This window comes from Streptomyces thermodiastaticus (assembly GCF_014656135.1).
GTDB lineage: Bacteria > Actinomycetota > Actinomycetes > Streptomycetales > Streptomycetaceae > Streptomyces > Streptomyces thermodiastaticus.
Genome location: NZ_BNBV01000032.1, coordinates 12,175 through 34,149, shown reverse-complemented (window position 1 = coordinate 34,149; position 21,975 = coordinate 12,175). Strand labels below are relative to the sequence as shown.

General features: G+C 73.5%; 19 protein-coding genes. 9 read left to right on the top strand and 10 right to left on the bottom strand.

Features of this window, described 5'->3' with window-relative positions; translation table 11 throughout:
* Positions 1-27: 27 nt before the first annotated feature.
* Genes IE286_RS23235 through IE286_RS23220 form a run of 4 tightly spaced genes read right to left on the bottom strand, consistent with a single transcriptional unit; the run spans position 28 to position 2,835 of the window.
* The gene (locus IE286_RS23235) at positions 28-186 is read right to left on the bottom strand and encodes a DUF6760 family protein (RefSeq protein WP_189798721.1); all 159 of its coding nucleotides are present in this window, start codon (positions 184-186) and stop codon (positions 28-30) included.
* Entirely contained in the window at positions 183-719 is a 537-nt protein-coding gene (locus tag IE286_RS23230; protein WP_189798720.1) for a hypothetical protein, read from the bottom strand. The genes IE286_RS23235 and IE286_RS23230 overlap by 4 nt, the downstream gene beginning before the upstream one ends.
* Positions 719-1,162: a phage tail protein gene (locus tag IE286_RS23225; RefSeq protein ID WP_125500498.1), complete on the bottom strand. Its 444-nt coding sequence runs from the start codon at positions 1,160-1,162 to the stop codon at positions 719-721. Before IE286_RS23225 ends, IE286_RS23230 begins: the two co-directional genes overlap by 1 nt.
* 59 nt (positions 1,163-1,221) lie before the next feature.
* Complete coding sequence (locus tag IE286_RS23220; protein ID WP_189798719.1) at positions 1,222-2,835, bottom strand: phage tail sheath family protein; 1,614 nt, start codon at positions 2,833-2,835, stop codon at positions 1,222-1,224.
* Between the two features lie 216 nt (positions 2,836-3,051).
* Here IE286_RS23220 and IE286_RS23215 point away from each other — a divergent pair, with 216 nt between their 5' ends.
* Both IE286_RS23215 and IE286_RS23210 read left to right on the top strand, forming a co-directional pair.
* Positions 3,052-3,849 carry a hypothetical protein gene (locus IE286_RS23215; RefSeq protein ID WP_189798718.1) on the top strand — a complete coding sequence of 266 codons (798 nt, stop codon included), beginning with the start codon at positions 3,052-3,054 and terminating at the stop codon, positions 3,847-3,849.
* A 132-nt stretch (positions 3,850-3,981) separates the two neighbouring features.
* The gene (locus IE286_RS23210; RefSeq protein ID WP_189798717.1) at positions 3,982-5,415 is read left to right on the top strand and encodes an RICIN domain-containing protein; all 1,434 of its coding nucleotides are present in this window, start codon (positions 3,982-3,984) and stop codon (positions 5,413-5,415) included.
* A 34-nt stretch (positions 5,416-5,449) separates the two neighbouring features.
* Here the strand turns inward: IE286_RS23210 and IE286_RS23205 are convergent, their stop codons facing one another.
* The 3 genes from IE286_RS23205 to IE286_RS23195 form a co-directional block, all read right to left on the bottom strand.
* Positions 5,450-7,492 (bottom strand): ATP-binding protein, encoded by a 2,043-nt coding sequence (locus IE286_RS23205; RefSeq protein ID WP_229863448.1) that lies wholly within the window; start codon positions 7,490-7,492, stop codon positions 5,450-5,452.
* A 56-nt stretch (positions 7,493-7,548) separates the two neighbouring features.
* Positions 7,549-8,223: a Pvc16 family protein gene (locus IE286_RS23200; RefSeq protein WP_189798715.1), complete on the bottom strand. Its 675-nt coding sequence runs from the start codon at positions 8,221-8,223 to the stop codon at positions 7,549-7,551.
* 204 nt (positions 8,224-8,427) lie between these two features.
* A complete protein-coding gene (locus IE286_RS23195; protein WP_189798714.1) occupies positions 8,428-9,096 on the bottom strand; it encodes a helix-turn-helix transcriptional regulator in 669 nt (222 codons plus the stop codon).
* A gap of 251 nt (positions 9,097-9,347) precedes the next feature.
* On the opposite strand from IE286_RS23195, the gene IE286_RS23190 reads away from it, so the two are divergent.
* On the top strand, positions 9,348-12,206 hold the full coding sequence (locus tag IE286_RS23190; protein WP_189798713.1) for a helix-turn-helix transcriptional regulator: 2,859 nt from the start codon (positions 9,348-9,350) through the stop codon (positions 12,204-12,206).
* 85 nt (positions 12,207-12,291) lie between these two features.
* On the opposite strand, the gene IE286_RS23185 is transcribed toward IE286_RS23190, so the two are convergent.
* On the bottom strand, positions 12,292-12,993 hold the full coding sequence (locus tag IE286_RS23185) for a glycerophosphodiester phosphodiesterase (RefSeq protein WP_189798712.1): 702 nt from the start codon (positions 12,991-12,993) through the stop codon (positions 12,292-12,294).
* 80 nt (positions 12,994-13,073) lie between these two features.
* Entirely contained in the window at positions 13,074-14,213 is a 1,140-nt protein-coding gene (locus IE286_RS23180; protein WP_372462575.1) for an adenosine deaminase, read from the bottom strand.
* A gap of 190 nt (positions 14,214-14,403) precedes the next feature.
* Here IE286_RS23180 and IE286_RS23175 point away from each other — a divergent pair, with 190 nt between their 5' ends.
* Entirely contained in the window at positions 14,404-15,216 is an 813-nt protein-coding gene (locus IE286_RS23175) for a DUF4190 domain-containing protein (RefSeq protein ID WP_189798710.1), read from the top strand.
* Here IE286_RS23175 and ybiA read toward each other — a convergent pair.
* Positions 15,206-15,832: a riboflavin biosynthesis intermediates N-glycosidase gene (gene ybiA / locus IE286_RS23170; RefSeq protein WP_189798709.1), complete on the bottom strand. Its 627-nt coding sequence runs from the start codon at positions 15,830-15,832 to the stop codon at positions 15,206-15,208. The two genes, IE286_RS23175 and ybiA, sit on opposite strands and share 11 nt — an antisense overlap.
* Before the next feature lie 460 nt (positions 15,833-16,292).
* On the opposite strand from ybiA, the gene IE286_RS23165 reads away from it, so the two are divergent.
* Genes IE286_RS23165 through IE286_RS23145 form a run of 5 tightly spaced genes read left to right on the top strand, consistent with a single transcriptional unit; the run spans position 16,293 to position 21,895 of the window.
* Positions 16,293-17,528 carry a polyamine ABC transporter substrate-binding protein gene (locus tag IE286_RS23165; protein ID WP_189798708.1) on the top strand — a complete coding sequence of 412 codons (1,236 nt, stop codon included), beginning with the start codon at positions 16,293-16,295 and terminating at the stop codon, positions 17,526-17,528.
* Positions 17,525-18,700 carry an ABC transporter ATP-binding protein gene (locus IE286_RS23160; RefSeq protein ID WP_229863445.1) on the top strand — a complete coding sequence of 392 codons (1,176 nt, stop codon included), beginning with the start codon at positions 17,525-17,527 and terminating at the stop codon, positions 18,698-18,700. Before IE286_RS23165 ends, IE286_RS23160 begins: the two co-directional genes overlap by 4 nt.
* Positions 18,700-19,629, top strand: a complete 930-nt coding sequence (locus IE286_RS23155; protein WP_189798707.1) for an ABC transporter permease — start codon at positions 18,700-18,702, stop codon at positions 19,627-19,629. Before IE286_RS23160 ends, IE286_RS23155 begins: the two co-directional genes overlap by 1 nt.
* On the top strand, positions 19,629-20,429 hold the full coding sequence (locus IE286_RS23150; RefSeq protein ID WP_189798706.1) for an ABC transporter permease: 801 nt from the start codon (positions 19,629-19,631) through the stop codon (positions 20,427-20,429). The genes IE286_RS23155 and IE286_RS23150 overlap by 1 nt, the downstream gene beginning before the upstream one ends.
* A 47-nt stretch (positions 20,430-20,476) precedes the next feature.
* Entirely contained in the window at positions 20,477-21,895 is a 1,419-nt protein-coding gene (locus tag IE286_RS23145) for an NAD(P)/FAD-dependent oxidoreductase (RefSeq protein WP_189798705.1), read from the top strand.
* The last annotated feature ends 80 nt before the right edge of the window (positions 21,896-21,975 follow it).

Sequence of the window (21,975 nt, the reverse complement as noted above, 5' to 3'; positions counted from 1 at the left end):
CCGCGGAACCGGTCCAGGATGCCCACGTCAGTCCTCCGCTCCGGCACGCGTCACCAGGGACGCGATCTCGCCCGCGTACCGGCGGCGGTCGTGGTGTTCCAGGTCCAGGATCTCCTCCAGGCTCCAGTGGAAGTGGTAGGCGATGTACGCGATCTCCTCGTGCAGCCGGTCGGTCGCGTACGTCACGATTCCCCCAGGCGGCTCCCGCCGAGTTCCACCTCGAAGGGCTCGGAGCAGTGCGGGCACCGTACGGCGGCACGGGTGTGCCCCTCGGCGTTGATCTGGCGGTAGAAGTCCTGCAGGTACGCCAGATCGGAGGCGAACATGTTCTCCACGATCCCGTCGTGGACCATGGGCAGCGTGCCGAGGCGGGTGATGACCCGGCCCAGCAGGACGACCGACAGGTAGGCCGGGTTCTCCTGCACCCGCACGTCGCGCAGCGGGACGAGTTCGTCCCGCGCCGTCGACAGCCGCATCGTCCCGTCGCGGTGGACGGTGCCCGACTCGTCGACGTAGCCGCGCGGCAGCTGGAAGGGGAACTCGGTGCGCAGCGGCTCCTGACGCAGCGGCTGCTGCCCGCCGGGCGCGGCGGCCGCGCCCGGCGTCCGGTCCCCGGCCTGCGGCGGCGCCTGCCCCGCGCCGTCCGCACCCGGAGCCGTCTCCACTCCGTCCGGGCCGGCGTGGGTGACCCTGCCGGCCCTGGCAGCCGTCCGCCGCATTACTCGATGACCAGTTCTTCGAACGTGATGGTCACGGTCTCGGTGAGAGCGGACGCCTCGCCCGCCTTCACCGTGCTCGCGTCGATCTTGCTGCACCAGGCGTTGCGCAGGTGGTAGCGCTTCACCGGGTTGTTCTCGAAGTCCATCATGATGATCGACGCGTTCTTGCGGGCCGAGGACATCTGCCCGTTGATGGACTGGTTGATCCACTGCGTGAACGACGCCGACTGGGTCATACCGCGGACGACCGTGCAGGTGCCGTTCTTCTTCACACCCGGCAGGTTCTTGACCACGTTCTGGCCGTTGGGCGTGTTCTGCTGATAGGTGATGACGTCCTGCTCGATGCTGAGGCCGCTGACCTCGGCGAGGTACTCGACCATCACACCGTCGATCTGCAGGCCGAAATTGTGCGAGGTGAGGGCGTCACCCGGCTGGAGACTCATGTGTGGGATGTCCTTCTAGGGGAGGGAAGACGACGCGGAGCGGCGGGCGGCCTGCCCGCCTACTCCTCCAGCTCGCCGCTGCCGCTGGAGAACTGCGCCAGACGGAAGATGACGAACTCGGCCGGCTTGACCGGTGCGACGCCGATCTCGCAGATCACCCGGCCGAGGTCCACCGACTCCGGCGGGTTGGTCTCCTCGTCGCACTTGACGTAGAAGGCCTCCTCGGGCCGCTGCCCGAACAGGGCACCGCTGCGCCACTCGTTGACCAGGAACGCCGAGATGTTGCGCCGGATGCGGGCCCACAGCGCGTGGTCGTTCGGCTCGAACACCACCCACTGGGTGCCGATGAGGATCGACTCCTCCAGGTAGTTGAAGTACCGGCGGATGTTCAGGTAGCGCCAGGCCGGGTCGGAGGACAGGGTGCGGGCGCCCCACACCCGGATGCCGCGGCCCGGGAAGGCGCGGATGCAGTTGACGCCGATCGGGTTGAGCAGGTCCTGCTCACCGCGGGTGATCTGGGTCTCCAGGTCCACCGCGCCGCGCACCACCTCGTTGGCGGGCGCCTTGTGCACACCGCGCTCGGAGTCGTTGCGGGCCCAGACGCCGGCCACGTGGCCGCTCGGCGGGACCAGCCGGGACTGGCCGCTGCTCGGGTCGAAGATCTTGATCCACGGGTAGTAGAGGGCGGCGTACTTGGAGTCGTAGCCGGCCGTCTCCTGCCGCCACTGCTGGACCTGACGGGCGTTCAGTCCCGGCGGCGGGTCGATGACCGCGACCCGGTCGCCCATCAGCTCGCAGTGCGCGATCAGGCCGAGCTGCACCGCCTTGACCGCCTCCAGGTCGAGGGCACCGCGCTGGTAGGCGGCCATCAGGTCGGGCACCGCCACCATGGAGACCTCGTCGACGGCCTCCAGACCGCCGAAACCGGTGCGGTCCGCGGAGTCGCCGATGTACTCGGAGGGGCCCGGGTGCGGCTGCGGGGCCGCCGCGGCGGCCGGCACGGCGGGCGCGGCGGCAGGGGCCGGGGCGGGCAGGGCGACGGTCTGGTTGTCCGGGCGGGCCAGCTGCGAGGCCGGCGCGGTCTCGGTCACCGCGATGAACCGGGAGCGGTCCTTGACCTGGGTGACGACGTAGTTGCGGCTGCCCTTCTTGGCGGTGACGTCGAACGTCTCCACGGCCTTGTCGCCGTCCCGCACGATCAGCCGGAACCGCTCGGCGGCGCCCTCGCCCTCCGGGTCGGTGACCTCCACGCTCAGCGAGCCGCTGCCGGCGGGGGCGATGGCCGACACCGCGAACGTGCCCAGCTGCTGCGGCTCGCCCGGCGGCAGCGCGGCCGGAGCGGCCGGCGCACCCACCGCGGCCGGCGCCGCGGCGGCCGCCTGGCCGGCGTCCGCGGCCGCACCCTCGGCGCTGCCGCCGACACGCACCACATATGCCGCCGAACCGCCGTTCTGGAAGAAGCCGTAGACGGCGTGGGCCAGGTAGTACCCGTCGGTGAACTCGCCGAAGGACGCGACGTACTGGCTCCAGTTGGTCACCAGGGTCGGCTCGTTCAGCGGCCCGGTCGGGGCGAGCCCGACGAAGGCCGCCACCGAGGTGCCCACACCTTCGATCGGACGTGAACCGCTGGCCACCTCCTCGACGTAGACGCCGGGTGACAGGTAGGACGGCATGCTGTGCACTCCTCGGGGTACGAGTAGGGAACACGTCCACCCTCACGCGCGAAGCGCGCCGCTCGAAACGTCCCCCGGTCCCCGGTCGGGGGCACCGTCGTTGCCCTCCGGGGCAGCCCGCCGTGCTGCCCCCGTGCCTGCCCTTTCGGCCCTTCACCCGTGTCACGCGGAAAGGACACGGTGGAGGACCGTCACCGGACGTCGGAAGGGAGAAGCGTGCGCGCACACGGAGCACCGGAGAGGCGAGCCGTCGCACCGGACGCGGGCCGCCGCCCGGCGGGTCCGCCGACGGCCGTGCAGCGGGTGCTGGCGCTGCAGCGGCTGGCCGACAACGCCGCCGTCGCCCGGGCCCTGACGGACGAACGACACCCGCACACGGCGGGCTGCGGCCACCACCCCGCGGTGCGGCGTGCGGTCGGCTCGGACGCCGTCGTGCAGCGGGCCAAGAAGAAGGACGACTGGAAGAACTCCCGCACCAAGGCGGAACTGAAGGCGTACAAGCGGAGCGTGGCCCCGGCCGTCGCCGACCTGGCGGACACGCTGCACCACATCGTGCCCAAGTCGGACCTGAAGCATCTCGCCGGTCTGCTCACCCCCGCACAGCAGCAGTCGGTGGTGCGGCAGGTGGCCCCGGTCGCCCCCACGGCAGGTTTCCCGGACGTCGCCTCGGTCACCGCGGACAGACTGCAGTCGGCCCTGGCCAACGTGCCCGCGAACTTCGTCATCGGGCCGCGGCCGGAACAGCGCAACGACGACCCCGGCAGCAGCGGCCCCGACCTCAACCGCAGGCACGGCACCACGACCCCGCGCTCCGCGGAACTCCAACGCGTCTACGACTTCATCAGCGCCTACCGCAGCGCCGACCCGGGCTCCATCCCCGACGACAAGCTGCAGGAGCAGTTCATCGACCCGCTGGTCGAGGCCTGCACGAAGCACGGGCCGGACGTCGGCCTGGACCACGACCGCGGAGGCTGGTCGCGCGGCACCGACGGCAAGTACCAGCGCGCGGCCTGACCTGGGCCGCCCGGCCTCGCCGGGCCCCGTCCCGCACCGCCGGCCGGGTGCCGCGCGTCCCGGACGTTCGGGCAGCGATCCTGCCCATAGGACTCCTGACGAGCCGCCAGGCGCGGTCTAGCGTCCACGGGCGTGAGCCTTTGGACTTCTCTGGAACCGGCCTCGGCGACTGTCGACCCGGGTGGCAGTACACGGGTGCGGCTGCGGTTGCGCAACACCGGCGACGTCGTCGACGAGTACCGTTTCGAACCGGTCGGCGACATCGCCCCCTGGATTACCGTCGAACCGCAGACCCTGCGGCTGTACCCGGGCACCACCGGGACGGTGGAGCTGACCTTCGCCCCGCCCCGGACACCGGACGCCGCCGCCGGACCGCACCCGTACGCCGTCCGCATCACCCCGACCGAGCACCCGGAGGCCGTCACCGTCCCCGAGGGCAACCTCACGATCACGCCCTTCACCGAGGTGCGGGCCGAGCTGGTGCCGCCCACCGTCAAGGGCCGGTTCCGCGGCCGCCCCCAGCTGGCCGTCGACAACCTCGGCAACACCAAGGTCACCGCGTCCGTGAGCGGCAGCGACAACGGTGACCAGCTCTCCTACGACCTCCACCCGAGCAATGTGCAGATCGAGCCGGGCCGGGCCGCCTTCGTCAAGGCCACCCTCAGGCCGCGCAAGATCATCTGGTTCGGGGGCAAGGAGCAGCGCCCGTACACCCTGTCCGTGCTGCGCTCCGGCGCCCACCCGCTGCCGGTGGAGGGCACCTACATCCAGCGCGGGTTCCTGCCCCGCTGGCTCGCCACCTTCCTCGGTGTCGCGGTGGCCCTCGGCATCACCTTCACGATGCTGTGGATCGCCTACAAGCCGAACGTCAAGAGCACGGCCACCGAGAAACTCGCCGAGGCCGGCAGCACCCTCGCGCCCTCGCCCACCCCCAGCGCGCCGCTGAGCCAGGCACCCCCGCCCGAGCCCGAGCAGACACCGACGCGGCAGGCCCCGGCCGACGGCGGCGACGACGACGGCGGCGACGACGGCGGCGGTGGCGGGGGCGGCGGTGAGCAGAAGAAGGACGAGGAGAAGCCCGTCGTGCCGGCCTCGCACGTGCTGCTGCGCAACACCACCACCCACAAGTGCGCGGACATCCCCGGGTACGACAAGGGCACGCTCGACGGGACGGTGTACGAGTACACCTGCGACGGCACCTCGAACAACAACCAGGTGTGGAACCTGGAGGTGAGGTACCCCGACGGCGGACCCGCGGGCAATCCCCTCTTCCAGATCCGCAACGTCAAGGACGGGCTCTGCATGGACCTGCCCGACTACGGGGCAGCCCCCGTGCAGACCCCGATCACCGAGTACACCTGCGACGGCACCACGGCGGACAACCAGCTGTGGTGGCTGGACAAGCAGCAGAGCGGCGCCTACTGGATCCGCAACTTCGCCAGCGACAACAAGTGCCTGAACGTGGAGGGTTTCAGCACCGGCGGCGACAAGACCAGGCTGACGCTCTACCACTGCTCCAACACCGACGACCAGGAGTGGGAGATCGTCCCCTCCGCGTCGCAGTGAGCCGGCGGCCGCCGTCGCCGCGCCGGGTGCGCGCCTACCAGGCCCCGCGGCCCGGCAGCAGCCGGCCCGCCTTGCGGTACTCGCGGCGCGCACCCTCCAGCAGATCGGCCGCGGTGACCCGGTCGCCGCGGCCGGCGGCGAGGTAGGCGGCCGTCACCACGGCGCTGCGGATCGCCCCGCCGGCCAGCTCGAACTCCTCGGCGACCTCGCCCGGATCGGCGTCGTCCGCGCAGGGCACGTGCGCCAGGCTGTGCCGCCACAGGGCCAGCCGCTGCCGGGCGTCCGGGAACGGGAAGTCCACCACCAGGTCCAGCCGCCGGGTGAACGCCTCGTCGATGTTGGCGCGCAGATTCGTGGTGAGCACGGCGATCCCGTCGAACGACTCCAGCCGCTGCAGCAGATACGCGCTCTCCATGTTCGCGTACCGGTCGTGGGAGTCCTTCACCTCCGAGCGCTTGCCGAACACCGCGTCGGCCTCGTCGAAGAGCAGTACCGCGTCGGTGCGGTCCGCCTCGGTGAAGATCCGCTCCAGGTTCTTCTCGGTCTCGCCGACGTACTTGTCCACCACCGACGACAGCTGGACGACGTACAGGTCCAGGCCCAGCTCGGCCGCCACCACCTCCGCCGAGAGCGTCTTGCCGGTGCCGGACTCGCCGGCGAACAGCGCGAGCACACCCCGGCCCCGGCCGCCGCCCGCGCTGAGCCGCCAGTCGCCGAGCACCCGGTCGCGGTGGCGGGCGCGCACCGCCAGCTCCCGCAGCCGGGCGAGGGGTTCGGCGGGCAGGACCAGGTCGTCCCAGCCGACGGCGGGGCGGATCCGGCGGGCGTGCCGCTCCAGCCCCGACGCGGACTGCCGGCGTGCAGCCAGCCGCACATGAGCCGGGGAGACCGGGACGCCCTCGAAGGCCGCGAGGTCCAGGGCGGCCCGGGCGGCCCGGGCGGCACGGTCGTCGGAGAGGCGGTACGGGGCGACGGTGGCGGCCAGGTCGAAGCCCGGGTCCGCCCCGAGCACGGCCGCCCAGGCGGACACCGCTCCGGCGGGGCGTCGGGGCACCTCCACCACCAGCGGGCCGGCGGTGCCCGGGCCGCACCAGGCGGGATCGTAGGAGCGTCGCCCGGTGACCAGCACCGGTACGTCCGCCGCGGCGAGCGGCCGCAGCAGCGCCGCCGGGTCCTCGGGCAGCCCGGAGACGACGACCACGCTCCCGGTCAGCCGGGCCTGAAGCAGCAGGGCGGGCACCTGCTCCGCGGGCCCGGCGAAGTGCAGGACCGGCCGCCCGGCGGCGGACAGCGCGAGGGCGGCACACGCCAGGCCGTCGCCCTCGCGGTCCTCGCGGAGGCAGACCGTGACCGGGGCGCCGTCGGCGAGCCGGGCGGCCAGCCGGCGGGCGAGGCGGGCCGACTCCCCGTCCTCGTCGCCGTCGTGCGCGGGCGCGGGCAGCGGACGCAGATGTCCGGACAGATCGGGATCGGGGGTGTCGTCGCCCAGCAGATGGGCGACGACCCGGTCGGGCACCCGCAACGACCGGCTGAGCAGCGGCCGTTCGGGCTCCTCCACGGTGAGCAGGCCGAGCGCGGCCAGCGGGGCCGCGGGATGCAGCCGGGCCCGGGCGGGCGCCGCGTGGGCCGGGACGCCGCACAGGTCGAGGGCGAGCGCGACGGTCGCCCGCCGCCGGCTGACGTCGTCGTTCAGGTAGCCGTAGAACTGCTCGAAGGAGCGGTCCAGGTCGGGCGCGAGGGCGATCACCAGCAGGGCCGCGTCCAGTTCCGTCAGGCCGAGCCGCGCGCACAGTGCGGCCAGCCGGTCCTGCGCCGGGGTGCCGTCGGCGGCGCCCGCGGCCAGGAGCGTACCGGGCAGGCCGTCTTCACAGACGGCGCCGGGCGGGGCGTCCGCGGGCCGCAGCAGGTGCCGTACGGCCTCCTCCGTGAGATACAGGCCACGCAGCGGGTCGGCGGCGGTGGGATCCCCGGTGGAGCGGTGGTCCACCAGCAGGGCGACCCGCTCGCGCAGCGCGGCCAGCCGGGCCAGCAGCGTCGCGGCGGCCCGCGGCGCGTCACCGGACGGCGGCACGGACACCGGGGCGTCGTCTGCGCGGTGCGGCGCCGACGCGCCGGGGGACGGGTGCGGGGCGGTCACGGCGCCGCAGCCGTTCCGCGCCGGCCGGCGGCCCGGGCTGCCCGGGCGGCCGCCACCTGGTGGGGACGGTGGGCGCGCTCCTCCGCGTCCGCGCCGCCGTCCACGGCACGCGCCCGCACCACCGCGCCCTCGGTGACGGGCGGGCCGGCGTCGTAGTCGGGGTAGGCGGGGAAGGGCACGGTGGCCACCAGGTCCAGCGACGGCTTGAGTTCACCGCCGAGCGCCGACCAGATCTCGGCGAGCGACCGGGACTCCGCCCGGTTGCCGGACACCGACAGCGGCACCGTCATGCCCAGAGCGCCCAGCGGGCCGGGCAGCCGGTCGGACGGCAGCAGCTCGTGGGGCAGCAGCGTCGCCAACGCGGCCGACAGCAGCCGGTGTTCGTCCTGCGCCTTCTTCGTCCACGCTGTGATCAGGTACGACAGCCGGAACCAGCGCGGCGGCCGGCGCCGTCTGACGACCACGTCGCGCTCGTCGACCACGGGCAGCTGACCGGTCTGCCGACGGGCGGTGTCCTCGCGGATGTCGTACAGATACGCGTTGATCGTGGGCGTGTTGCGGCGGGCGGCCCAGTCGCGGGTGGGGGCGTCGAAGTCGATCTCCACCCCGGAACCGGCCAGCGCGCCGCCGCGCAGCAGGGTCCGAAGGACCTCGTCCACCTCGTGGATCACCGTGCTGTCACCCTGCCGTGCTCGACCGTCGTGCCGTCCCGGGCCGGTGCCTCGTCCGGCCGTGCGTCCTGTGCCGTCCCGGCGTGCGCCGGGCGGCGGACCGCCGCCGATCCTGCCGCGCACCCGGCCGCCGTCCCAGGCGCGCCGGGGACGGCGGCCGGGCAGGAGGGCTGCCCCCGGGGCCGGTGCGGTCTGCTCGTTCGGTCAGATGTAGCCTTCCCGCAGGGCATAGGCCACGGCATGGGCCCGGTTGCGCAGGTGCAGCCGGGTGGTCAGACCGTGAATGACGTTTTTGACGGTGCGTTCGGAGTAGGACAGCTTGCCGGCGATCTCCCCGGTGTCGAGACCCTCGGCGACCAGACGCAGCACGTCGATCTCACGCGCCGTCAGGCCCGAGGGGACCGGGCCGCCCCCGGCTGCCGCACTGCGGCGCAGCGTCCCCACCCGGCTCATCAGCCGGCCCAGCAGATCGGCGGGCAGATCCCCGTCCCCGCGGGAGGCCTTGACCACGGCCTGCACCAGGCGGTGGGCACTGGCTTCATGGCGCCACACGACGGCGCCCACCCCGCACTCGATCGCGTCCAGCAGCCCGGACTCCCGCAGCGAGCTGACGACGAGCACCGCCCGCGCCCCCTCGCCGCGCACCACCCGGCGCAGCCGGGCCAGCGCGTCGTCGTCCAGCGTGTCGTCGACGAGCACCGCCACCGTTCCGGGACCCGAACGGTTCTCCTCCCGCAGTTCGACCTCCGGATGGCGGCGGAGCTGGCTGAGCACTCCCTCGCGCAGGATCGGGTCCGTGGCCTGCACGGTCACCGGTATCCGGGCCGGAGTGCCCGGTGATCCGGGGTGCGTGGTCCGCGACGAGCTGAGCAAGGAGTTCCCCCAGTGCGCGTGTCCGCACGGCCCCGCGGGGCCGTGGCAGGTGGGTGACAGGTGTGCCCTGACAGCCTGCTGTGAGGGGAGAGGCCCGGACAATCGTGGAACACCACGAGCCGCGCCACGAGATCACACGGACGCGCACCACGGGACCGCATGCGGCCGCGGCGGGCCGCGTCAGGGCACCGCACTTCCCCGGATGACGTCCTCGGGGGCGAAGGATGTCACGGTGGACGAGGAGACGGAAGATGTCCGTGTCACAGCATGCTCGCCCGGGCCTGACCGGACGGCCGGTGCGTGCACCGGAGCAGGAGCAGCCGCACGAGGTGGTCGCGCTGCTCGCGGCGCACATCGCCCGCGCACGGGCCGGTACCGGCGGCCTGGTGGTGCTGCGCGGCGCGACCGGCACCGGCCGGACCACCGCCCTGGAGGCGGCCCGGGCCCGTGCCGCCGCCGACGGCCTGCGCGTCCTGCACGTCCGCTGCTCGCCCCGTGACGCCGGCGCCCCCTTCGCCGTGGCACGGCGGCTGCTCGGCTTACCTCCGGATGCGGCCGGGGACGGCGGGGAACACGAGCGGGACGAGGAGCTGTGGCGTGCGCTGCGCGCGGCCGCCGGGAGCGAGGGGCTGCTGGTGGCCGTGGACGACGTCCACCGGGCGGACGCGCCGTCCCACCGCTGGCTGGTGGAGCTCGCCCGGCACCTGGACAACCTGCCCGCGCCCGTGCTGCTCGTCGTCGCCGAGCGCACCCAGTACGACGTGGACCCGCCCCGGCCCGGCTTCGCGCACACCCTGCCGCCGGCGCTCGTGCACACCTGCACCCTGCCGCCGCTCACCGAGGAGACGGCGGCCGCACTGATCCGTGCCCGGCTGCCGGACGTGCCGCCGTCCTGGGCCGAGGAGTGCGCGCGGGCGGCCGCGGGCAGCCCGCTGCTGCTGCGTGCCCTTCTCGACGACCTCGGGGCGCCGGACGGGCAGCAGCCCGTGCCCGCGACGACGGCCGCGCTCTACCCCGGCGCCTACCCGGCCGCGGTCTCCTGGTGGCTGGACAGTGCCGGCCGGGTCACCACACAGGTGGCGCGGACGCTCGCCGTCCTCGACGAGGACTGGGACGGCACCGTCCTCGTACCGGCGCAGCGGAGCGGCGAGCCGCAGCCGCCCGTCCCCGGCGACCCGGCGGAACCGGCCGCGCTGCTCGCCCGGGTGACCGGAGCCGCACCGGCCCGGATCGCGGGCTGGCTCACCGCCATGACCGGCCTGGGCTGGCTCCGGCAGGACCACGCCGGCCGTCCCCGGTACGCCCACCCCCTGCTGCGGGACGCGGTGCTCGCGGGGGTGCCGGAGACCTGGCGGCACGCCACCCGCCGGGCTGTCGCGGAATCGATGCTGCACCACGGAGCCGGCACCTCGGCCATCGCCCGGCAGCTGCTGCCGACCGGGCCCGTGGGGGCGGACTGGGCCCCCGACGTGCTCCACGACGCCGCGCACCACGCCCTGTCCGAGGGCCGCCGCGAGGACGCCGCGGCGTTCCTGCGCAGAGCACTGGCGGAGCCCCTGCCGGACGGGCGCCGGCTGCGGCTGCTGACCGAGCTGGGCTCCCTGGAGGCCGCCCGTGAGGACTCCGCCGCCGGCATCCCCCGGCTGACCGAGGCGCTGCGGCTGCCGGGCGACCCCCGGGAACGGGTGCGCGCCGCCTTCGCCCTGGGCACCGTGCTGGCCGCCCGCGGCCGGGCCCGCGCCGCCGTCGACGCGCTGCGCACGGTGTACGACCAGTTGACCGACCGGCCCGACCTGGTGGGCGCCCTGCGCACCGCCTCCGTGCTGCTGGCCGACGGGGACCAGGAGCTGCGGCGCGACGTCTACCGGCTGCTGCGCGACGCCGCCGCACGCACCCCCGAGCTGGTCGGCCCCGCAGCCCGGGTCCTGCTCGTGCGGCACGGGGCCGCCGCCGGGCTCGTCTCGGCCGACGACGCGATGCGGCAGGTGCGCCAGGTGCTGGCCGAGCCCGCCGACCCGCTGACCGAGCCGTTCCTGCTCGGCACCGCGGCCGCCGTCGCTCAGTGGGCCGACGAACTCGACGAGGCGGACCGCCTGGTGGAACGCGGTCTGGCCGCGCAGCGGCCCGGCCTGCTGCACCCCATGCACGAGGCGATGCTCCACACCCGGGCGGACATCGCGGCGGCCCGCGCCGGCCACGGACGGCTGCCGGCCGAGATCCCCGAAAGCCGCGAGGTCCCGCCCGGCACCTGCGCGGGCACACCCGGCAACCTGCACGCCCACACCCTCCTCGCCCTGGTCGAGCAGGGCCGCCCGGACGAGGCGCGGCGCTTCGCGGACGGCTTCGACCTGCGGGATGCGCCTCCCTCCGGGGAGCTGAACCGTTTCCTGTACGCGCGCGGCGTGCAGCGCGCCTCCATCGGCGACCACACGGGCGCCCTGCACGACTTTTTGGAGTGCGGCCGCCGCCAGGCCGCCCGCGAGGTGAACAGCCCGGTCGTCACCCCGTGGCGCTCCGCCGCCGCCGAGAGCCGGATCGCACTCGGCCACCACCGCGAGGCGCTCGCCCTGGCCGAGGAGGAGCTGCGGCTGGCCCGGGTGTGGGGCACCCCGCGCACCGTGGGCCGCGCCCTGCGGGTGCTGGGCACCGCCACCGGCGGCCGGCGCGGCCTGGAACTGGCCGAGGAGGCGGTGCGGTTGCTGCGTGACGCACCGGCCGGTGCCGCGGGCGAGCTGGTGGCCGCCCTGCTCGCCCAGGGCCGGCAGCTGACCGCCGCCGGGGAACGCGCCCGGGCCCGCGCCTGTCTGCGCGAGGCCGCGGAACGCGCCGAACAGGCGGGCGCGGTCCGGCTGCTGACCCTCGTGGAGGAGGCACTGCGCGAGGCCGGCGCCCGGCGGCCCGCCGCCGCCCGCACCGGCGCGGCCTCGCTCACCGACAGCGAACGCCGTATCGCCCGGCTCGCCGCCGAGGGCCGCACCAACACGGAGATAGCGGACCTGCTGCACCTGGCCCGCCGCACCGTGGAGACCCATCTGACCAGCACCTACCGGAAGCTGGGCATCGGACGGCGGGGCGAGTTGCGCCGGGCGCTCGGCCAGGACGCGCCCTGACCGCCCGGCGGCAGCACGCGCCGGGCATGCCCGCCACGGCCTGCGCCTCCGGCCGGGCTGCGGGCCGCGCTCGCCGGCCGGGTGGTCAGCGCGGCGGCTCGCCGCCGGGGCCGCGCAGGGCGCACAGCACGTCGACGCGGTTGGTGGTGATCGCGTCCACACCGAGGGCGATCAGCCGGCGCAGCGAGCGGCGGGTGTCCGGGGTCCACACGGACAGCAGGCGGCCGTCGCGGTGGACCCGCTCCGCCAGCTGTCGGGTCACCAGAGGGAAGCGGTAGTTCAGCCAGCGCGGCCGGACGGCGTCCAGCAGGCCGGGCCGCGGCGGCGCGAGGGTGGTCCAGGTCAGGGCGATCTCGGCGGACGCGTCGGCGGCGCGCACCGCGAGCATCGTCCGGGCGCCCCCGCAGTAGTAGACCCGGTCCCGCGCCCCGCAGTCGCGGACCACGCCCAGGATCCGGGACACCTCCCGCGGGCCGGGCGCGCCCGGCAGGTCGACGAGGACCCGGCTGCCGTCGGTGGCGGCGAGCGCGTCCGTGAGGGCGGGCACCCGGCCGCCGGTCAGCTCGCGCACCTGCCCGGCGGTCAGCGAGTGCAGCGGCCGGTCGTGCCGCCACAGCCGTTTCAGCGACTCGTCGTGCAGCAGCACGGGCACGCCGTCCCGGGTGAGGCGTACGTCGACCTCCACGGCGTCCGCGCCCCGGCCGAGCGCGGAGCGGAGCGAGTCGAGCGTGTTCTCGGGGAAACGGTAGGGGTCGCCGCGGTGCGCCACGGCGGTGAGGGTCTGCATGCGCCCTATTGTGTCCCGCGTGCCGGCGGGTGCCAGGCCGTGGCGATCCCGCCCGGACGGACCGGGCGGGGGCGTCCTGGTCAGGACGCGAGCCGGCGCTCGGTGTAGGCGTCGATCTCGGCGGCGATGCGAGCCTTGCCCGCCTCGTCGAGGAAGGACGCGTGCACGGCGTTCTTGGCCAGCTCGGCGACGCCCCGCTCGTCCAGGCCGAGCAGCCGGGCGGCCACGGCGTACTCGGTGTTCAGGTCGGTGCCGAACATCGGCGGGTCGTCGGAGTTGACGGTGACCAGCACTCCGGCCTCCGCGAACTTTCTGATGGGGTGCTCGTCCAGGTCGGCCACGGCCCGGGTGGCGATGTTGGAGGTGGGGCACACCTCCAGCGGGATCCGGTGCTCGGCCAGGTGCGCGAGCAGCTTGGGGTCCTCCGCGGAGCTGGTGCCGTGGCCGATGCGCTCGGCGCCCAGCTCGGTCAGCGCGTCCCACACCGTCTGCGGCCCGGTGGTCTCGCCGGCGTGCGGCACGGAGTGCAGTCCGGCGGCGATCGCCCGGTCGAAGTGCGGCTTGAACTGCGGCCGCGGCACGCCGATCTCGGGCCCGCCCAGCCCGAAGGAGACCAGTCCCTCGGGCCGCAGCCGGTCGTCGGTGGCCAGCCGCAGCGTCTCGTCGGCCGCCTCCGCACCGGCCTCCCCGGGGATGTCGAAGCACCAGCGCAGCACGGTGCCGAACTCCTTCTCGGCCGCCTTGCGGGCGTCCTCGATGGCGTCCATGAAGGCACGTGCGTCGATGCCGCGCCGGGTGGAGGAGAACGGGGTGATGGTCAGCTCCGCGTACCGCACCTGCTGGCGGGCCATGTCGCGGGCCACCTCGTACGTCAGCAGACGGACGTCCTCCGGGGTGCGGATGAGGTCGACGACGGACAGGTACACCTCGATGAAGTGCGCGAAGTCCGTGAACGTGAAGTACTCGGCCAGGGCCTCGGGATCACAGGGCACCTTCGAGCCGGGGTGGCGGGCGGCGAGTTCGGAGACGATGCGGGGGGAGGCGGATCCGACGTGGTGCACGTGCAGTTCGGCCTTGGGCAGCCCGGCGATGAAGGCCTGCAGGTCGCGTGGTGCGTGCTGGTGGGTCACGGCGTCCCTCCCGGGGAACGGCACCGCCGGCTCGCGTGCCTGCCGCGCGGATCGGGCCGCCGTGGGGGCGAGGCGCGATGCGGACGTCAGGCTCGTGCGGGTGTGGTGCGGGTGATCGGCTGATCGATGAGCACCGTCATCCTACGGGCTCACCGGTGGTCCCCGGCAGGCGCCCGGTTCCGGCCCGGCCGCGCAGCCGGCGGGTTCCTCCGGCCGTGCCACCACTGCGGTCAGGGCCGTAGCATGGCGGGACGTTCGACTCCAGGGGGACGGAAAAAGCATGACCGACATGACACGGCCGGGCGGCGACGCCGGCGCCGACGGCAACCCGTGGGCGGCGCCGCAGCCCGGGCCTGCCCGGCAGGCGGGCGGGGCACAGACGCCCGCCTCCGGGCAGCCCGGCACCCCGGGCCCGCCGCCGGCGGCACCGCCGGCCACACCCACGGTGCACGACCAGGTCACCGTGACCTCGATGCCGGCCGCCTTCCCGCCTCCCGCGAACAGCGTTCCGCCGCCGGCCCCGGTGCCCCCGCCGCCCCCTGCCGTGCCCCAGCCGCCCGCTGCCGTGCCTCCGCCGCCCCCTGCCGCGCCCCAGCCGCCCGCTGCCGTGCCCCCGCCGCCGGTCGCGCCCACCGGCCCCGGCGCTCCCGCGGGCTACGGCTACCCCGCCCAGGCCCCCGGCTACCCGAACTACCCGAACTACCCGAACTACCCGGGCTACCCGGGCACCCCGCTCTACGGCTGGTCCGCCGCGCCGGTGGTCCCGCAGAACGGCATGGGTGTGGCGGCGCTGGTGCTCGGCATCATCTCCTGCTGCCTGTTCTGCGCCTACGGCGTCGTCTCGCTGGTGCTGGGCATCCTCGCCGTCGTCTTCGGCGTCAAGGGACGCCGCAAGGCCGAGCGGGGCGAGGCCGACAACCACACCCAGGCGCAGGCCGGTCTCGTCCTGGGCAGCATCGGCATCGTGCTGGGGCTCGCCATGATCACGTTCCTGATCGTCGTGGGTGTCCTCGCGGCCGACGCCGACAGCGACGACGACTCCCTGTACGGCGACACCCTGCGGGCCGCACCGACCGCGCGGCTCATCCCCTGACCTGCCGGCCCGGACGTCGTTCGCCCGGGCCGCGGCGCGCGCCGGACGCCACGTCGCCGGTGCCGGCGCGCAGCCGCTCCCGGGCCTCCATCAGCGCGAAACCCAGCAGGTTCAGGCCCTTCCAGCGCTCGGGGTCCGTGGCCGCCTTGTCGTCGGCGGCCAGCCCGATGCCCCACACCCGGTCCAGCGGGCTGGCCTCCACCAGGACCGTGTCCCCGGTGCCCAGCAGAAACGCACGCAGCTCGGGGTGCGCCGCGAACTTGTGCACGCTGCCCTCGACCACGATCGCGCGGCGCTCACGCGCCCACGTCTCCTCGTCGAAACCGCGCACCAGCCGGCCCTGTGCCTTCGCCTCCCCCGGGTGCCGTGCGGCCAGCACGCGCCGTTCCGCCTCGGCGTCCCCGAACAGCCGCGCCTTGCCGGCCATCATCCAGTGCTCGGCGGTCGGGTAGGTCACCCCGTCCACCGTGAACGGCGCCGGCCACCACTGACTCAGACAGCTCGCTCCCACCTGGCCGTCCCGCCGTGGACGGTGACCCCAGAAACAGAGATACGTGATGCCGGCTCCCGCACGGACTTCCCGGACGAGGGTCTCCCACGAGTCGATCTTCCCCATGCGTGCCATTGTGCGAGGCGCCGGTGACACCCTCCTGCGTTGTTCCTGCTCACACACTCAGGTGACCGACAGATTCCGTTGCGTAACCAAAAGGAAACAACGGAATCCCTTGTTGGAGGTCACTCCCTCTGTCAGGATCGGCAGTCACACCGAGCCGGAGCTACGCCATCCGACCCTGTGGACAGACGCGGGACACGGCGGAGGAGAGCGACATGCACGTCCACGGCACCGTCACCCCGGAACGATCCCCCGCACCGCAGCTCCACGCCCCGGGCCCGCAGGACCGCGCCCGCCCGTCGCCCCGTCACACCCCGGGGCGCGACCTGGGCTCCCGCGCCGGGCACGTCCGGTCCGGGACCACCGTGGCGGCCCGCACGGACCGGTACCGCACACTCTTCTGGGACCGACAGCCACTTCCCGGCCCGACCGGGCCGAACCGTCTCGAAAGGGCACCACACGCATGGAGCAGTACGAGCCCGGACGCCTCACCGCCACCCCGCGGCGCGGCCCCCGCGGCCGGCGGCCCGCCCTCACCCGCCGGTCGCTGCTGCGCGCCTCGGCGGGCGGCGTGCTCGCCGTCGGCGGGCTCGGCACGCTGACCGCCTGCGGGATCCCCCCGGCGGGCACCACCCGGGGCGTCACCGCCACCACGGACCACTCGGACCGGGAGAAGGTCGTCGACTTCTCCAACTGGCCCGAGTACATCGACGTGGACGCGAGCGGCAGGCGCCGTCCCACCCTGGAGACGTTCACCCGGCGGACCGGCATCGAAGTCGCGTACACCGAGGACATCAACGACAACGACGAGTTCTTCGGCAAGATCAAGCCGCAGCTCGCCGCCGGCCAGGACACCGGCCGGGACATCATCGTCCTCACCGACTGGCTGGCCGCGCGGGTCATCCGCCTGGGCTGGGCGCAGAAACTCGACCCGGAGAACCTGCCCAACGCCTTCACCCACCTCGCCGCGCAGTTCCGCGACCCGGAGTGGGATCCGGGACACGCCTACTCCTATCCCTGGCAGGGTGTCTCCACCGTCATCGCCTACAACAAGAAGGCGCTGGACGGCGTCGAGGTCACCTCGTTCTCCGACCTGCTCGACAAACCCGCGCTCAAGGGACGGGTGGGTGTCCTCTCCGAGATGCGCGACACCGTCGGCATGACGCTGCTCGACATGGGCAAGGACCCGGCGCACGTGACCGCCGACGACTACGACGCGGCCATCGCCCGTCTGCGGAAGGCCGTCGACAAGGGGCAGATACGCCGCTTCACCGGCAACGACTACACCTCCGACCTCACCAGGGGCGACCTGGCCGCCTGCCTGGCCTGGGGCGGCGACGTGGTCCAGCTCCAGGCGGACAACCCGGACGTCGGCTATGTCATCCCGGACGCCGGGATCGTGACGTCCACCGACTGCCTGCTCGTCCCCGCGGGGGCCCGGCACAAGACCAACGCCGAGCGGCTGATCGACTTCTTCTACGAGCCGGTCCAGGCTGCCGCGCTCGCCGCGTACACCAACTACGTCTCCCCGGTGGACGGTGTGAAGCCCTGGCTCGCGAAGATCGACAAGTCCGCGGCGGACAACCCGCTGATCGTTCCCGACCGGACCACGGCCGCGAAGTCCCACGCCTTCCGCTCGCTGAGCGAGAAGGAAGCAGCGGCGTACGAAGCGAAGTTCGCGAAGCTCACAGGGGCGTGACCACCATGCAGACGACCACGACACCGGCGGTCGGCGGCGGCGACGTCCGCCTGACCGGGATCAGCAAGCGATACGGCACCTTCACCGCCGTGCACCCGCTGGACCTGACCGTGCCCCAGGGTTCCTTCTTCGCGCTGCTCGGCGCCTCCGGCTGCGGCAAGACCACCACCCTGCGCATGATCGCAGGCCTGGAGGAACCCACCCAGGGCACCGTCCACCTCGGCGACCAGGACGTGACCCGGCTGCCGCCGTACCGGCGGCCGGTGAACACCGTCTTCCAGTCCTACGCCCTCTTCCCGCACCTGGACGTCTTCGAGAACGTCGCCTTCGGCCTGCGCCGGCGCGGCATCAAGAACGTGAAGCAGCAGGTGGCGGAGATGCTGGAGCTGGTCCAGCTCGGCCGGCAGGCCCGCAGGAAACCGCACCAGCTCTCCGGCGGCCAGCAGCAACGTGTCGCCGTCGCCCGTGCTCTCATCAACCATCCCGAGGTGCTGCTCCTCGACGAGCCGCTGGGTGCCCTGGACCTGAAACTGCGCCGGCAGATGCAGCTGGAACTCAAACGCATCCAGACCGAGGTGGGCATCACGTTCATCCATGTCACCCACGACCAGGAGGAGGCCATGACCATGGCCGACACGGTCGCCGTGATGAACGCCGGCCGGGTCGAGCAGCTCGGCACCCCCACCGACCTGTACGAGAACCCGCGCACCGCGTTCGTCGCCGGCTTCCTCGGCACCTCCAACCTCGTTCCGGCGCGGGTGACCGCGCGCCGCGGCGAGGAGCTCGTCCTGACGGCCGGCGGCGCCACGCTCGTTCTGCCCGCCGCACGCTGCACCGTCCCCGCCCCGGCCGGTGCCGCGGTGCTCGCGGGGGTCCGCCCGGAGAAGATCACCCTCACCCACGCCGACGACGCTGCCGGGATACCCGAGGGCCGCAACCGCATCACGGGCCGGATCGCCGACGCCGGCTTCCTCGGTGTCTCCACCCAGTACGTCGTCGACAGCCCCGTCTGCCCCGGCTTCGAGGTGTACGCCCAGAACATCGACCGCGACCCGCGCCTGGTGCCCGGTGCCGAGGTCGTCGCGCACTGGAGCCCGGCGCACACCTTCGGTCTGGACGCCGCCCAGGACGGCGACGCCGGTACGGCACACGCCGAGGAGGAAGCCGCCTGATGGCCGCCGTCACCGAGGCGCCGCCCCCGCTCGCGCCCACCGCACCCGACGACGAGCCGCCGCGCGGGCGCGGCCGCCTGACCCCGTACTGGCTGCTGCTGCCCGGCATCCTGTGGCTGCTGGTCTTCTTCGCCCTGCCGGTGATCTACCAGGCGTCCACCTCCGTGCAGACCGGCTCCCTGGAGCAGGGCTACACCGTCACCTGGCACTTCGCGACCTACTGGGACGCCCTGTCGGAGTACTGGCCGCAGTTCCTGCGCTCCGTGCTGTACGCGGCCTGCGCGACCGTCCTGTGCCTGCTGCTCGGCTACCCGTTGGCGTATCTCATCGCCCTGCGCGCGGGCCGCTGGCGCAACCTGCTCATGGTCCTGGTGGTCGCGCCGTTCTTCACCAGCTTCCTGATCCGCACCCTGGCCTGGAAGACGATCCTCGCCGACGGCGGCCCCCTCGTCGGCGCGCTCGGCACCCTGCACGTCCTGGACGTCACCGACTGGCTCGGCTGGACCTCCGGCCACCGGGTGCTCGCCACCCCGCTGGCCGTGGTGTGCGGACTGACCTACAACTTCCTGCCGTTCATGATCCTGCCGCTGTACACCTCGCTGGAGCGGATCGACCCCGGGCTGCTGGAGGCGGCCGGCGACCTGTACGCCCGGCCGGCCACCACCTTCCGCAGGGTCACCTTCCCGCTGTCCCTGCCGGGCGTGGTCTCCGGCACCCTGCTGACGTTCATCCCGGCCGCCGGCGACTACGTCAACGCCGACCTGCTCGGATCCACCGACACCCGCATGGTTGGCAACGTCATCCAGACACAGTTCCTGCGCATCCTCGACTACCCGACGGCGGCCGCCCTGTCGTTCCTCCTCATGGCCGCCATCCTGCTCATGGTCACCGTCTACATCCGCAGGTCCGGGACGGAGGACCTGGTCTGATGCGTCTCCTCACCTGGATCAAGCGGCATCTCGTCGTCGCCGCCGGACTGCTGACGCTCGCCTACCTGCTGCTGCCGAACGCCGTCGTCACGGTGTTCTCCTTCAACCGGCCCAAGGGACGTTTCAACTACGAGTGGCAGCGGTTCTCCACCGACGCCTGGAGACACCCGTGCGACGTCGCCGGGCTGTGCACCTCGCTCGGGCTCAGCCTGCGGATCGCCGTCTGGGCGACCCTCGGCGCCACCGTCCTGGGCACGATGACCGCCTTCGCGCTGGTCCGCTACCGGTTCCGCGCCCGCGGCGCCGTCAACGCGCTGATCTTCCTGCCGATGGCGATGCCCGAGGTCGTCATGGCCGCCTCGCTGCTCACCCTGTTCCTCAACCTGGGTGTGCGGCTGGGTTTCTGGACGGTCCTCATCGCCCACGTCATGTTCTGCCTCAGCTTCGTCGTCACCGCGGTCAAGGCACGTGTGATGTCGATGGACCCGCGCCTGGAACAGGCCGCCCAGGACCTGTACGCCGGCCCCCTCCAGACGTTTGTGCGGGTGACCCTGCCGATCGCGGCACCGGGCATCGCCGCGGGCGCGCTGCTCGCCTTCGCCCTGTCCTTCGACGACTTCGTCATCACCAACTTCACCGCGGGATCGACCGTCACCTTCCCCATGTACGTGTGGGGGTCGGCGCAGCGCGGCACACCCGTGCAGATCAACGTCGTCGGCACCGCCATGTTCGTCGTCGCCGTCCTGTGCGTCCTGGCCGCCACGGCCGTCGGCAACCGCCGCAGGAGGCACACCACCTGACAGACACCGACACAGCAACCACGCGAGTCGTGTAGGGAGTTGACATCATGGCCCCGAGCGCCATGACCCGTTGGACGAGATCGCTCCGCGAGGCCCGGCCGGTGCCGTACTGGCTCGACGACCCCGGCCGGCCCCGCCCCGAACCCGCCCTGAGCGGCGCCGACACCTGCGACCTGCTGGTCGTCGGCGGCGGCTACAGCGGACTGTGGACCGCGCTGATCGCCAAGGAACGCGACCCCGGCACGGACGTGGTGCTGGTGGAGGGCCGCGAGACGGCCTGGGCCGCCTCCGGCCGCAACGGAGGCTTCTGCGCCGCCTCCCTCACCCACGGCCTGGCCAACGGACTGGCCCGCTGGCCGCGGGAGATCCGTCGGCTGGAGGAACTCGGCGCCCGCAACCTCGACGCCATCGAGGCGACCGTCGCCCGCCACCGGATCGACTGCGACTTCGAACGCACCGGCGAGATCGACGTCGCCACCGAGCCGTACCAGGTGTGGGAGATGGAGGACTGGTATGCCCGCCTGCGCGATCAGGGCCTGGCCGACGGCATCGAGTTCCTCGACCGGGACGCCGTGCGCGCTCAGGTCGCCTCGCCCACCTTCGAGGCCGGACTGTGGGACCGCCGCGGTGTCGCCATGCTCCACCCGGCCAGGCTCGCCTGGGGACTGAGACGTGTCTGCCTCCGCCTCGGGGTGCGCATCTACGAGCACACCCCCGCCCTGACCCTTGAGCCGTACGGCGCCGGCATGCGGGTGAGCACCCCGTACGGGCAGGTCCGCGCCCGCCGGGTCGCGCTCGCGACCAACGTGTTCCCCAGCCTGGTGCGGCGGGTGCGTCCGTACACCGTCCCGGTGTACGACTACGCCCTGATGACCGAGCCGCTCACCCCCGCACAGCGGGAGTCGGTCGGCTGGACGAACCGCCAGGGACTCGGTGACAGCGCCAACCGGTTCCACTACTTCCGCCTCACCGCCGACCACCGCGTTCTGTGGGGCGGCTACGACGCCGTCCACCACTACGGCCGCCGGGTGCGCGCCGAGTACGACGACCGCCCCGAGACGTACGCCCGGCTCGCCGAGCACTTCTTCACCTGCTTCCCGCAGCTGGAGGGCATCCGCTTCACCCATGCCTGGGGCGGCGCGATCGACACCTGCTCGCGTTTCTCGCCGTTCTTCGGCACCGCCCACCGGGGCAAGGTGGCGTACGCGGCCGGCTACACGGGCCTGGGCGTGGGCGCGAGCCGCTTCGGCGCCGAGGTGATGCTCGACCTGCTGGCGGGCCTGCGCACCGAGCGCACCGACCTGCAGATGGTCCGCACCAAGCCCCTGCCGTTCCCGCCGGAGCCCTTCGCCTGGACCGGCATCGCGCTCACCAAGTGGTCGCTGGCCCGGGCCGACGCGCACGGCGGCCGGCGCAATCTGTGGCTGCGCACCATGGACCGGCTGGGCCTGGGCTTCGACAGCTGACCGGCGCCCAACCTGTGACCGGGGGCACTCCGATGCGCGGCCGCGAGCCGCGCAATGCCGAAGCGGTGACCTCCCTCTGT

Coding starts and splice junctions, on each gene's coding strand:
- IE286_RS23230 (WP_189798720.1), bottom strand. CDS start 719: ATGCGGCGGACGGCTGCCAGGGCCGGCAGGGTCACCCACGCCGGCCCG.
- IE286_RS23225 (WP_125500498.1), bottom strand. CDS start 1,162: ATGAGTCTCCAGCCGGGTGACGCCCTCACCTCGCACAATTTCGGCCTG.
- IE286_RS23220 (WP_189798719.1), bottom strand. CDS start 2,835: ATGCCGTCCTACCTGTCACCCGGCGTCTACGTCGAGGAGGTGGCCAGC.
- IE286_RS23190 (WP_189798713.1), top strand. CDS start 9,348: ATGTCCGTGTCACAGCATGCTCGCCCGGGCCTGACCGGACGGCCGGTG.
- IE286_RS23185 (WP_189798712.1), bottom strand. CDS start 12,993: ATGCAGACCCTCACCGCCGTGGCGCACCGCGGCGACCCCTACCGTTTC.
- IE286_RS23175 (WP_189798710.1), top strand. CDS start 14,404: ATGACCGACATGACACGGCCGGGCGGCGACGCCGGCGCCGACGGCAAC.
- ybiA (WP_189798709.1), bottom strand. CDS start 15,832: ATGGGGAAGATCGACTCGTGGGAGACCCTCGTCCGGGAAGTCCGTGCG.
- IE286_RS23165 (WP_189798708.1), top strand. CDS start 16,293: ATGGAGCAGTACGAGCCCGGACGCCTCACCGCCACCCCGCGGCGCGGC.
- IE286_RS23155 (WP_189798707.1), top strand. CDS start 18,700: ATGGCCGCCGTCACCGAGGCGCCGCCCCCGCTCGCGCCCACCGCACCC.
- IE286_RS23150 (WP_189798706.1), top strand. CDS start 19,629: ATGCGTCTCCTCACCTGGATCAAGCGGCATCTCGTCGTCGCCGCCGGA.
- IE286_RS23145 (WP_189798705.1), top strand. CDS start 20,477: ATGGCCCCGAGCGCCATGACCCGTTGGACGAGATCGCTCCGCGAGGCC.